The sequence below is a fragment of the Streptomyces malaysiensis subsp. samsunensis genome (genome assembly GCF_024519315.1).
Taxonomy (GTDB): domain Bacteria; phylum Actinomycetota; class Actinomycetes; order Streptomycetales; family Streptomycetaceae; genus Streptomyces; species Streptomyces malaysiensis.
Map to the genome: position 1 here is coordinate 93,427 of NZ_JANIIC010000039.1, position 11,061 is coordinate 104,487.

Below are 11,061 nucleotides of genomic sequence, written 5' to 3' on the forward strand. Positions count from 1 at the left end.
GGGGCGCCCCGCGGCCCCTGCGGTCAGCGCTTGGCGTGGCGCCCGCGCGGCCCCTGGGAGGGGGCTCCGGCGGCCGGTCCCTGGGGCTCCGGCTGGGCGGCGGCCTCCTTCTTCGCCTTGCCGCGGGCCCGGAGGAACTCGATCACGATCGGGACGATCGACAGCAGCACGATCGCGATCAGCATCAGCTCGATGTGCTGATGCACGAAGTCGACCTTCCCGAGCGCCGACCCGAGCAGGGTGACGCCGGTGCCCCACAGCACGCCGCCGATGACGTTGAAGATGATGAACGAGCGGTAGTTCATCCGGCTCACGCCCGCGATGATCGGCGTGAACGTCCGCACGATGGGCACGAAGCGGGCGAGGATCAGCGACTTCGGGCCGTGCTTCTCGAAGAACTCATGTGCCTTCTCCACGTTCTCCTGTTTGAAGAGCTTGGAGTCGGGGCGCCGGAAGAGCGCCGGTCCCACCTTCCGGCCGAAGAGATATCCGACCTGGTCACCGACGATCGCGGCGATCGCCACGGCCACGCACACCAGCCACAGCTCCTGCTTGATCACATCGGTGGTCACCAGCAGACCGGTGGTGAAGAGCAGTGAGTCGCCCGGCAGGAAGAAGCCGATGAGCAGGCCGGACTCCGCGAAAACGATGGCCAGGACGCCGAGCAGACCGAAGGTTTCGATCAGATAGTCCGGGTCCAGCCACTGAGGGCCGAGCGCGAGGGTGTACACGGGTGTGAGGCTCCTGGGTCGAGGGAAGCAGGCTCGTGCGCGGCCCGGCCGCAGGGTCGGGGCGGACTGATTGGTCTTCGCAGTGTGCCGCCCAAAGCTATCAACGCCGTGTGCGTGCCCTTGGTTCCCACCGCCCGGGAGGCCCCCCATCGGCCCCACCGTCCAGGGATGCCCCTAGCGGTCGCCCTCCGGGGATGCCCTTGGCGGTCACCGCCCAGGGATGCCCCTAACCGTGCCGCTCCGCGTTGGCGAGGATCGCGTCCCGGAGATAGGCGGCCAGCCCCGGCCCGGCCTTGTCGATGTTCTCGGTGAAGCGGTGGTCCGAGACATACATCCGGCCCAGACAGGCGTGCAGCTCATGGCCGCACTCGTAGTGGTTCCGGCAGATCCCCTGCCGGTGCTCCTCGGCGAGGTCCATCGCCGCCTCGGACTCCGGCGGGGTGCCCGCGGCCATCAGCGCGAGGAAGCGATTGCCGAGCTCGTCCGCCTCCTCCTGGATCCGCTTCCAGTCCTCCTTGGTGTACGAGGCCGTCCTGCGCTGGGACTCCTTGTACGCCTCGGTGCTCCCCCAGCGCTGCTCGACCTCCTCCTGGTAGTCGTCCGGGTCGAAGTCCCCGAAGACCTCGAACTTCTCCTCGGGGGTCAGATTGATGCCCATCTTCCGCGCCTCCATGGCCCGTTCGACGGCGGCGGCCATCTTCTCCAGCCGCTCGATCCGGTCGGTCAGCAGCCCGTGCTGACGCCGCAGGTGGGCCTGCGGATCGATATCCGGGTCGTCGAGCAGCACCGCCACCTCCTCGAGCGGAAAGCCGAGCTCCCGGTAGAACAGGATGCGCTGGAGCCGGTCGAGGTCGGCGTCGTCGTAACGCCGGTGCCCGGCCGCGCTGCGGGCGCCGGGGCGCAGCAGCCCGATCTCGTCGTAGTGGTGCAGCGTGCGCACCGTGACGCCGGCGAAGCCCGCGACCTGTCCCACGGAGTAGCTCATGGCCTGGTCCGCTCTCCTTCAGTTCGGTACGGGTTCCACGGTGCGTCCTCACGTCGCGTGAGGTGCAAGTCCGGATGGCGAAATCCATTGGGCGGCGTGGAGAGGCCGCTGTCATCCTGCCGATTGTGCTGGGGATAACTGATCTTTCGACGTATCTGGCCGGTCTGGCGCTGATCGTCCTGTTGCCGGGTCCCAATTCGCTGTATGTGGTGTCGGTCGCGGCCCGCCGTGGCCCCCGTACCGGCTATCGGGCGGCGGCCGGGGTGCTGTGTGGGGACGCCGTGCTGATGGCGCTGTCGGCGGGCGGGGTGGCCTCGCTGCTGCACGCGAGCCCGATGCTCTTCGCGGTGGTCAAGTTCGCGGGCGCGGGCTATCTGACCTGGCTCGCGGTGGGCATGCTGCGCGGGGCGCGGACGCTGTGGCGCCGCCGGCCGGGCGCCGCGGAGGCGGCCCGGAGCGCCGCGGCGGAGCGGGGCGCGGACGGGGCCGTGGACGCGGCCGACGGATCCGCCGAGGGTGAGCGCCCATACCGCCGGGCGCTGGTCATCAGCCTGCTGAACCCGAAGGCGATCCTCTTCTTCATCTCCTTCTTCGTGCAGTTCGTGGATCCGGACTACGCCCATCCGGCGCTGTCCTTCGTGGCGCTGGGCGCCTGGGCGCAGCTGTTCAGCATCACCTATCTGTCGGTGCTGATCTTCAGCGGTACGTATCTCGCCGCCACCCTCCAACGGCGCCGGCGGCTGCGGGCGGGGCTCTCGGCGGCCGCGGGCACGGCGTTCCTCGGCTTCGCGGCGAAGCTGTCGCTCAGCAGCGCGGGATAGCGGGCCGGGCGCGGGGACACGGCGCGGGACCGGGGCATAGGGGAGATATGCGCCTAATTTAACGAAGGTGGCACTTCATAAAGGCACTCCCGGCCCACGCCGGGACGAACGCTCCGAGTTCTCCACCAACCCGGTCTACGACGAGGCCAATCCGGTCAGCGGGATGACCGGCAAACCCCCGCGCCACTGCCTCCCCGACGGGCCGATGGCGCCCACGACCGCGTATCAGTTCGTCCATGACGAGCTGATGCTGGACGGCAACGCCCGTCAGAACCTCGCCACCTTCGTCACCACGTGGATGGAGCCGCAGGCGGGCAAGCTGATGTCCGACTGCCTCGCCAAGAACATGATCGACAAGGATGAGTACCCGCGCACCGCCGAACTGGAACGGCGGTGCGTGGCGATGCTCGGCCATCTGTGGCACGCACCCGACCCGGACGCCGTCGTGGGCTGCTCCACCACGGGGTCGAGTGAGGCGTGCATGCTGGCCGGAATGGCCTTCAAGCGGCGCTGGGCCAAACGGAACCCGGTGAGCTATCCGGCGACCGCCCGCCCCAACCTGGTCATGGGGACCAATGTCCAGGTGTGCTGGGAGAAGTTCTGCGACTTCTGGGAGGTGGAGGCGCGGCAGGTGCCCATGGAGGGCAACCGGTTCCACCTCGATCCCCAGGCCGCCGCCGAACTGTGCGACGAGAACACCATCGGCGTCGTGGCGGTCCTCGGCTCCACCTTCGACGGCTCCTACGAACCCGTCGCCGAGGTGTGCCGGGCGCTGGACGACCTCCAGGAGCGCACGGGCCTGGACATCCCGGTGCATGTGGACGGCGCCTCGGGCGCGATGATCGCGCCGTTTCTCGACCCGGACCTGCGGTGGGACTTCCAGCTGCCGCGGGTCGCCTCCATCAACACCTCGGGCCATAAGTACGGCCTGGTCTACCCCGGGGTGGGGTGGGCGCTGTGGCGTACGGCGGAGGTGCTGCCCGAGGATCTGGTCTTCCGCGTCGACTACCTCGGCGGCGACATGCCGACGTTCTCGCTCAGCTTCTCCCGCCCCGGCTCCCAGGTGGCCGCCCAGTACTACACCTTCGTACGGCTGGGCCGGGCGGGCTACCGCGCCGTCCAGCAGGAGGCCCGGGATGTGGCGTGCTCGCTCGCCGAGCGGATCGAGGCGTTCGGGGACTTCACCCTGCTGAGCCGCGGCGATCAGCTGCCGGTGTTCGCCTTCACCACGGCGGATGGGGTCGGCGCCTTCGATGTCTACGACGTCTCCCGGCGGCTGCGCGAACGCGGCTGGCTGGTGCCCGCGTACGCCTTCCCGCCCAACCGGCAGGACCTGTCCGTGCTGCGGGTGGTGTGCCGCAACGGCTTCTCGGAGGACCTCGCCGATCTCTTCCTGGCGGACCTGGGGTCGCTGCTGCCCGAGCTGCGGTCACAGCCCGCGCCCACGGGGAAGACCGTCACGGCGTTCCACCACTGAGGCGCCGGGGCCGCCGTCGGCTCCGGAGGTGGCGGCGGTCAGCCCGTCTGGGCCGGGGCCCGGAGCAGCTCGGCCCGGCGCCGGACCGCCTCCAGCGCACCGGGTCTGCGGCCGGGCACCCTCCCCCGCAGCTCGATCAGCAGCGGGGCGAGGGCCCCGGCCCTGACCCGGTCCTGGACGAACTGCCACTGGTGGTGCGCCCGGTCCACGGCCCCCTCGACCTCGGGGTGCCCGGCCGGTTCCCCGTTGCCCAGCCGCGCGTCGGCCACCGCGAGCCACAGCTCGCAGGCGCGGGCCGGGTCCCCGGCGATACGGGAGAGATCGGCGCGGACCTCCAGCCAGTGGATCGCCTCGTCGGAACGGGGACCGGCCGTCCGGAGTGCCTCCTGCTCCCAGGCGGCCGCCATCGAGGCCGCCTCGCTGTGCCGCCCCGCGTTGGCCGCCTCGAATATCGCGATGTGTGTCGCGAAGAGCGGATCGGACACGGGCGCCTGGCCGGGCGGCGGGGGCACGGGGGCCTGACCGGGCGGCGGGGGCACGGGGGCGTGCGTCGGCCGGGGCACGCGCAGCGACGGGGGCGCCGGCAGGGGATCGGCGGGGCGGAACGATTCTGGAGGGCCCGGCGGCATGGGCGGCGGGGCGGTCACCGCCGGTCCGGTCGCGCCAAGGGGTCCGGTCGCCCCGGCCGGTCCAGTCGCCCCGGCCGGACCGGCCGCTCCTGTCACCCCCGCCTGCCCGGCCGATATGGCCTGCTCGGCTGCTCCGGTCGGCCCGGCCGATACGGGCTGTGCGGCCGATACGGGCTGTGCCCCTGCTCCGGTCCGCCCCGTCCGCACGGCCCACGGGGCGGCCCCCGGGGCAGGGGCGGCGTCCGGGACCGGGTACGGCTCGCCCGGCCCGGCGCCGTCCAGCAGCAGTTCGGGGCCGGTGCCCAGCCCCGCCTCCACCGCGGCCCGCTGGTGCAGCAGCGCGAGCGGCGGTCGTTCGGCGGCGGCCCGCAGCAGCCCGGCGAACGCCCGGCTGTAGTCCGGCGTCGCCGTCTCCCGCCTGGGCGGGGCGGGCGCCACCGTGCCGTACAGCGTCAGCCCGGCGGCGAGCGCGGACGGTCCGGCGGCCCGCAGCGGCTGCCAGGCCGTCTCGTCGGCCACCAGATCGGCGACCACGACGGTGCTGCCCGGCGGCCGCCCGCCGAGCTCGGCCGCCAGCCAGTGCCAGGGCAGCGCCGTGTAGCGCGCGGTCCTCGGCGTCGTACGGGCCAGCGCCAGATGCGGCAGCCGCTGCTTCGCGTCGAGGGTGAGCTGGCCCGCGAGATGGACCAGCACCGGGCCCGGATGCGCGGCCGCGGTCCGCAGATGTGTCAGCACGGTCTGCGGGTCGACCGGGTCCACGAGTTGGACGACGCTGGCGCCGCCGGGCGTGCCCAGCAGCGCCGCCGGTGGTACGGCGGCGAGCTGGGGCAGCGCGGCGGCCGCGTCCATCAGTCGCTGTTTGCCGGCCGGGTCGGCGGCGAGCAACAGGGCGTATCCGGGCCCGCTCACCGTCTCCGCCCCCGTGCGCGACCTGTCGTTCCCCATACCCGCACCGTATCCGCAACCGGCGACGACCGGAGGGGGCGCGACCGCGCGGCGCCCGGATCCGGGCCGCCATCAGCGGCTGAGGCGGCCGTAACGCCGCACGGCGAGCGGGAGGAAGACCGCGATCAGCCCCAGCGGCCAGCAGACCGCGAGGAGTTGGGCGTGGTCCGCGGACCAGGAGCCGCCACCGCCACCGGGACCGCCGAACAGATCGCGGATCGAGGTGGCCGTCGCCGACATCGGGTTCCAGTCCGCGAGGGCGCCGAGCCAGCCGGGCATGGTCTCGGGCGAGGCGAAGACATTGGAGAGGAAGCCCACCGGCCAGACCAGGATCTGCACGGCCTGCACCATCTCCGGGCGTCCCGCGGCCATGCCCAGGTAGATGCCGAGCCACAGCATCGCGAACCGCAGCCACAGCAGCAGCCCCACGGCGAGCAGCCCGTCGCCGAGCCCGCCGTGCCAGCGCCAGCCCATCGCCAGACCGACCCCGAGGAGGACGAACAGCCCGAGCGCCGACTGGAGCATGTCCAGCACGCTGCGCCCGACCAGGACCGCCGAGCGGGCCATCGGCATCGAGCGGAAGCGGTCGATGACGCCCTTGTTGAGGTCCTGGGTGATGGCGAGCATCGTCCCTTCGAGGCCGAACACCATGGTGAGCGCGAGCGTGCCCGGCACCAGGTAGTCCTTGTAGTCGCCGCCGCCAGGGACGGTCATCCCGCCGCCGAGGAAGTAGGCGAACATGAGCAGCATCATCACCGGGAAGACCAGCTGAACAGCCACCTGGACGGGCTGCCGGGCCCAGTGGGCGAGTCCGCGGCGGGTCATGGTCCAGGAGTCGATGAAGGTCGCGGTCGTCATACGGAGCTCTCCTCCTCGGCCGTCTGCTCCTTGGCCGTGCGAGCCGTGTCCGTGGCCGTGCTGGCCGTGCCTGTGTCCACCGTGGAGGTGTCCGCCCTGGCCGGCTCCCCGGTGAGGTGCAGAAAGACCTCGTCGAGGGTGGGGCGGCGCAGCACGATGTCCTCCGCCTCGATCCCGGCCGAGGCCAGGGCCCGTACGGTCTCGGTGAGCGCCGCGACCCGGTCGGTGACCCGTGCGCCGAGCCGCCGCCGGTCGGGGTCGGTCTCGACCTCGGCGGCGTGGGTCACCATGCCCACGACCGAGGCGGCGGCGGACAGTTGGCCCGCGTCGCGCAGCACCACCTCGATGCGGTCACCGCCGAGCCGGGCCTTGAGCTCGTCGGCGGTCCCGTCGGCGATGGACCGGCCGCCGTCGATCACGCAGACGCGGTCGGCGAGTTGGTCCGCCTCCTCCAGGTACTGGGTGGTGAGCAGCACGGTCGTACCGCCGTCCACCAGCGAGCGGACCGCGTTCCACACCTCCGTACGGCCCCGGGGGTCGAGCCCGGTGGTCGGCTCGTCCAGGAAGAGGATCGGCGGCCGCATGATGAGGCTCGCCGCGAGGTCCAGTCTGCGCCGCATACCGCCGCTGTACCGGCCGACGGCCTTGGTACCGGTGGATTCGAGGCCGAACCGCTCCAGCAGTTCGTCCGCGCGGGCCGCCGCCCGGCGGCCGCCCAGGTGGTAGAGGCGGCCGAACATCTCCAGGTTCTGCCGTCCGCTCAGCTCCTCGTCCACCGCGGCGTGCTGGCCGACGAGGCCGATGCGGTAGCGGACCTGGTCGGGGTCGCGCAGCACGTCGTACCTGGCGACCTCGGCCCGGCCGCCGTCGTGCCGCAGCAGGGTGGCCAGAATCCGTACGCAGGTGGTCTTGCCCGCGCCGTTGGGGCCGAGCACGGCGTGCACGGTGCCCTGCGGGACGGTCAGGTCGAGTCCGGCGAGGGCCTGTTTGTCCCGGTAGGTCTTCCGTAGCCCTTCGACGACGATCGCGGGATCGCTGTCGGCCAAGGTCTTCCCCTCTCCCTCTGCACTTCTCCGCACCGCGTAGTCAAGTTTGACTACGTGCGCCCGGAAGGTACTGCCCGAGGCGGTCTCTAGTCAAACTTGATTAACACCAGCGGCCACCGTCAGCCGCCCTCGGCCGGCATGGATTTCCTCAGTCCTTATCGGGCGCGGCGTACGGGTTGGGGACGCCGTCCGGCAGGACGTCTACCGAGCGCTCCCCCTCGCCCGCCATCACATACGCCCCGCCCTCGAGCCGCTCGATCAGCCCACGGGTCCACTCCGCGCCGCTGTCCGCGGAGTGCACCCAGAACTTCATGATCTCGCCGATATGACCCCACTCCTCGGGGGTGCCCTCCGGCGGCGTCCAGTGCCGGGTCACCTCGGCCCGCCACTCCTCCAGCGCCGACACCCGCCGCTTGAGCAGGTCGATCGCCTCGGCCCGGGGCAGGTCGACGATGAATCCCACCCCGGCCGTCAGCTCGTCGACCTTCTGGTCATGGCGCAGCAACGCCTCCCGCAGCAGCCGGAAGAACTCCTCCTCGCCCGCCCCGGTCAGCTCGTACTCGGTCCGGGGCGGCCCACCGACCGTGCTCGGCGCCACGTCGTGCGCGAGCATCAGGCCCTGCTTCGCCATCTGCTTCAGGGCGTGGTAGATCGACCCGGGCTTGGCGTTGGACCACTCATGCGCACCCCAGAACTCCAGGTCGTTACGGACCTGATAGCCGTGCGCCCGCCCGTGCTGGCGCACGGCCCCCAGCACCAGCAGCCGGATCGCTGACATGCCCGCTCTTCTCCATCCTGGTCCCGCTCCCCGCGGTGACCAGGCTAGGGCCTGCCGTCAAAGGGGGCCGCCCTGGTCCCGACGCCCGGCACGGCCGCTCGCGGCCGGGCGCCCCCCTTGACGACAGGCCCTGGGCCGTCAGCGGCCCCGGCGGATCACCGCTCCAGGATCGACCAGTCGGGCTCCGGCGCCGCCCCCGTCTCGAAGACCAGGTCGAAGGCGCCCTTGCCGTCGATCGTCTCGCGGATGATGTCGGCGTGACCGGCGTGCCGGGCGATCTCCTCGATCAGGTGCAGGACCGCCCAGCGCCAGGTGCGGGTGCCGCCCTCGTCCCAGGGGAGCCGGAGCGCCTCGAACGTCTCGTCCATCGACGGCAGGGCCCGTACGGCCTCCTCGGTCTCGCGCGCCACCTCGTCGTACAGGGCGAGCAGCGCCTCCACCGTCTCGTCCTCGGTGGGCTCGAAGGTGTGCTCCCACTCGGCCATCTGGTCCCTGGGGTCCCCCGCCTTGCCCTGGAGGACGCGCAGCCAGCCGCGCTCGCCCGTGACCGCGTGCTTGAGCAGCCCGGCCAGCGAGAGCACGCTCGCGCTGGGCACGCTGCGCACCTGCTCCTCGGTGAGGCCGTGCACCGAGCGCCGGATGCCGCCGCGCTGCGCCTCCAGGTACGCGAGCAGCGCGCCCCGCTCGTCCTGACATGCCTCGGGGCTCACGATCACGGGCATGGCTGCCGCCTCTCATCTGGAGGGCGCCCGGGTCCGGCGCCCTTCGATGAACCCCACGCTAGGAAGGCTTGCGGTCAGCTTCTGTCCGCGAGCCGCCCCCGCTCCTCCCCGCCTCAGAACGGGAACTGGCTCCGGCCGTGCTGGATGGAGATCCACTTGGTGGTGGTGAAGTCCTCGATCATCGACTCCCCGTTGAGCCGACCGAGACCGGAGTGCTTCTCGCCGCCGAACGGCACGATCGGCTCGTCGTGGACCGTGCTGTCGTTCACATGGATCATGCCGGTGTGGACCCGCTGGGCGAACCGCACCCCGCGCTCGATGTCGCTGGTGTGCACGGCGCCGCTGAGCCCGTAGTCCGTGTCATTGGCGATCCGCACGGCCTCGTCGTCGCCGTCGAACGGAATCAGCGTCACCACCGGGCCGAAGACCTCCTGGCCGAGGATCGCCGACCCCTCCGGGACCCCGCTGAGCACGGTCGGCCCCATCAGGCTGCCCTCGGTGCGCCCCCGGACCAGCGCGGTGGCGCCCTCGGCGATCGTCTGGTCGACGAGCTGGGCGATCGCCTCGGCCTGGCCCTCGTTGATCAGCGGGCCGATATGGGTGGCGGGGTCGCCCGGGTCGCCCACCTTCAGCGTCTCCACCTTGGCCACGAACCTCTCGGTGAACTCCCGCTCGATCGCCCGGTCCACCAGCACCCGGTTGGCCGCCATGCAGACCTGCCCCTGGTGGACGAAGCGGCTGAAGACGGCCGCGTCCACCGCGTAGTCCAGATCGGCGTCGTCGAGCACGACCAGCGCGCTGTTGCCGCCCAGCTCCAGGACCGTGCGCTTGAAGTGGGAGGCGGCCACGGTGGCGACGTGCCGGCCGACCTTGTCGGAGCCGGTGAAGGAGAGCACCTTCGGTGTGGGGTGCTCGATCAGGGCGTCGCCGATCTCCGCGATGTCGGTGATCACGACATTGAGCAGCCCGGCGGGCAGCCCGGCCTCCTCGAAGATCTTGGCGACCAGGCCGCCGCCGCAGACCGGGGTGTTCTGGTGGGGCTTGAGGACGACGGCGTTGCCGAGCGCCAGCGCGGGGGCGACCGACTTCAGCGACAGCAGGAACGGGAAGTTGAACGGGCTGATCACGCCCACCACGCCCACCGGCAGCCGGTAGAGGCGGTTCTCCTTGCCGTCGACCGGCGACGGCAGGATGCGGCCCTCGGGCCGCAGCGCCAGGTGGATCGCCTCGCGCAGGAACTCCTTGGCGAGATGCAGCTCGAAACCCGCCTTCACATGGGTGCCGCCGCACTCCGCGATGATCGTCTCGGTGAGCTCCTTCTCACGGTCCTCGATGATCCGCAGCACCCGCTCGAAGACCGCCCGCCGGGCATAGGGGTTGGAGCCGCCCCACTCCGGCTGCGCCCGCTCGGCCGCCCGGTAGGCCAGGTCCACCTCCTCGACGGTCGCCACGGTGATGGAGGCCAGCTTCTCCCCGTTGTAGGGGTTGAAGTCGACGATGTCCCAGGAACCGCTTCCGCCGCGCCACTCGCCGTCGATGAACTGAAGGGCCAACTCGGAGAAGTAGGACATGTCATCCCTATCTGCTGGCCGCGGTGTCGATCACCGACGGCCGCGCACGTGTGGGGGGATATTCCTGACGTCACGTCATCCTACTGACGGGTCAATCCTCGTGAAGGAGCCCGTGGAGCAATTCCCGGCTGTCCCCGGGCGAGAGGCTGTCCGCGCTGAGCCGCTCCAACACCCGCTCGTACTGGGCGACTTCATCCCGCTTGTCGAGGTAGAGCGCGCTGGTGAGCTGCTCCAGATAGACGATGTCGGGCAGGTCGGACTCCGGGAAGCGCAGCCGGGTGAACGCCCCGCTCTCCCCCGCGTGCCCGCCGAAGGCGAACGGCATCACCTGGAGCGTCACGTTCTGCTGCTCGGAGACCGTGATCAGATGGCGCAGCTGGGCGGCCATCACACCGCGCCCGCCGTACGGGCGGTGCAGCGCGGCCTCGTCCAGCACCACATGGAACGCCGGGCCGCGCTCGGAGACCAGCAGCTTCTGCCGCTCCAGCCGCAGCGCCA

At 71.5% G+C, this 11,061-nt stretch carries 11 protein-coding genes; 2 read left to right on the top strand and 9 right to left on the bottom strand.

Annotated features, from left to right (window positions below; translation table 11 throughout):
* Positions 1–23: 23 nt before the first annotated feature.
* Both NQU54_RS29640 and NQU54_RS29645 read right to left on the bottom strand, forming a co-directional pair.
* Positions 24–731: a DedA family protein gene (locus NQU54_RS29640; protein WP_079258114.1), complete on the bottom strand. Its 708-nt coding sequence runs from the start codon at positions 729–731 to the stop codon at positions 24–26.
* 226 nt (positions 732–957) lie between these two features.
* The gene (locus NQU54_RS29645) at positions 958–1,716 is read right to left on the bottom strand and encodes a MerR family transcriptional regulator (protein ID WP_257633723.1); all 759 of its coding nucleotides are present in this window, start codon (positions 1,714–1,716) and stop codon (positions 958–960) included.
* Between the two features lie 125 nt (positions 1,717–1,841).
* Between NQU54_RS29645 and leuE the strand changes: the two genes are divergently transcribed.
* Complete coding sequence (gene leuE / locus NQU54_RS29650) at positions 1,842–2,537, top strand: leucine efflux protein LeuE (protein ID WP_257633733.1); 696 nt, start codon at positions 1,842–1,844, stop codon at positions 2,535–2,537.
* 67 nt (positions 2,538–2,604) lie between these two features.
* The gene (gad, locus tag NQU54_RS29655) at positions 2,605–4,014 is read left to right on the top strand and encodes a glutamate decarboxylase (protein WP_257633724.1); all 1,410 of its coding nucleotides are present in this window, start codon (positions 2,605–2,607) and stop codon (positions 4,012–4,014) included.
* 38 nt (positions 4,015–4,052) lie between these two features.
* Here gad and NQU54_RS29660 read toward each other — a convergent pair whose 3' ends face one another.
* From NQU54_RS29660 to NQU54_RS29690, 7 genes are all read right to left on the bottom strand, one after another.
* Complete coding sequence (locus NQU54_RS29660; RefSeq protein ID WP_257633725.1) at positions 4,053–5,588, bottom strand: hypothetical protein; 1,536 nt, start codon at positions 5,586–5,588, stop codon at positions 4,053–4,055.
* Between the two features lie 72 nt (positions 5,589–5,660).
* Positions 5,661–6,446 (bottom strand): ABC transporter permease, encoded by a 786-nt coding sequence (locus tag NQU54_RS29665; protein WP_069860904.1) that lies wholly within the window; start codon positions 6,444–6,446, stop codon positions 5,661–5,663.
* Complete coding sequence (locus tag NQU54_RS29670) at positions 6,443–7,492, bottom strand: ATP-binding cassette domain-containing protein (protein ID WP_257633726.1); 1,050 nt, start codon at positions 7,490–7,492, stop codon at positions 6,443–6,445. The genes NQU54_RS29665 and NQU54_RS29670 overlap by 4 nt, the downstream gene beginning before the upstream one ends.
* A 148-nt stretch (positions 7,493–7,640) precedes the next feature.
* A complete protein-coding gene (locus tag NQU54_RS29675) occupies positions 7,641–8,270 on the bottom strand; it encodes a PadR family transcriptional regulator (protein WP_147966547.1) in 630 nt (209 codons plus the stop codon).
* Positions 8,271–8,425: 155 nt separating this feature from the next.
* On the bottom strand, positions 8,426–8,992 hold the full coding sequence (locus tag NQU54_RS29680) for a DinB family protein (RefSeq protein WP_257633727.1): 567 nt from the start codon (positions 8,990–8,992) through the stop codon (positions 8,426–8,428).
* A 113-nt stretch (positions 8,993–9,105) separates the two neighbouring features.
* A complete protein-coding gene (locus NQU54_RS29685; RefSeq protein ID WP_257633728.1) occupies positions 9,106–10,563 on the bottom strand; it encodes an aldehyde dehydrogenase family protein in 1,458 nt (485 codons plus the stop codon).
* A gap of 91 nt (positions 10,564–10,654) precedes the next feature.
* Positions 10,655–11,061: DUF5753 domain-containing protein (locus NQU54_RS29690; protein ID WP_257633729.1), on the bottom strand; the 407-nt coding region annotated here is incomplete at its 5' end.

What these genes read in the sequence shown, in the direction of transcription:
- NQU54_RS29645 (WP_257633723.1), bottom strand. Translation starts at nt 1,716, where the DNA reads ATGAGCTACTCCGTGGGACAGGTCGCGGGCTTCGCCGGCGTCACGGTG.
- NQU54_RS29660 (WP_257633725.1), bottom strand. Translation starts at nt 5,588, where the DNA reads ATGGGGAACGACAGGTCGCGCACGGGGGCGGAGACGGTGAGCGGGCCC.
- NQU54_RS29665 (WP_069860904.1), bottom strand. Translation starts at nt 6,446, where the DNA reads ATGACGACCGCGACCTTCATCGACTCCTGGACCATGACCCGCCGCGGA.
- NQU54_RS29675 (WP_147966547.1), bottom strand. Translation starts at nt 8,270, where the DNA reads ATGTCAGCGATCCGGCTGCTGGTGCTGGGGGCCGTGCGCCAGCACGGG.
- NQU54_RS29680 (WP_257633727.1), bottom strand. Translation starts at nt 8,992, where the DNA reads ATGCCCGTGATCGTGAGCCCCGAGGCATGTCAGGACGAGCGGGGCGCG.
- NQU54_RS29685 (WP_257633728.1), bottom strand. Translation starts at nt 10,563, where the DNA reads ATGTCCTACTTCTCCGAGTTGGCCCTTCAGTTCATCGACGGCGAGTGG.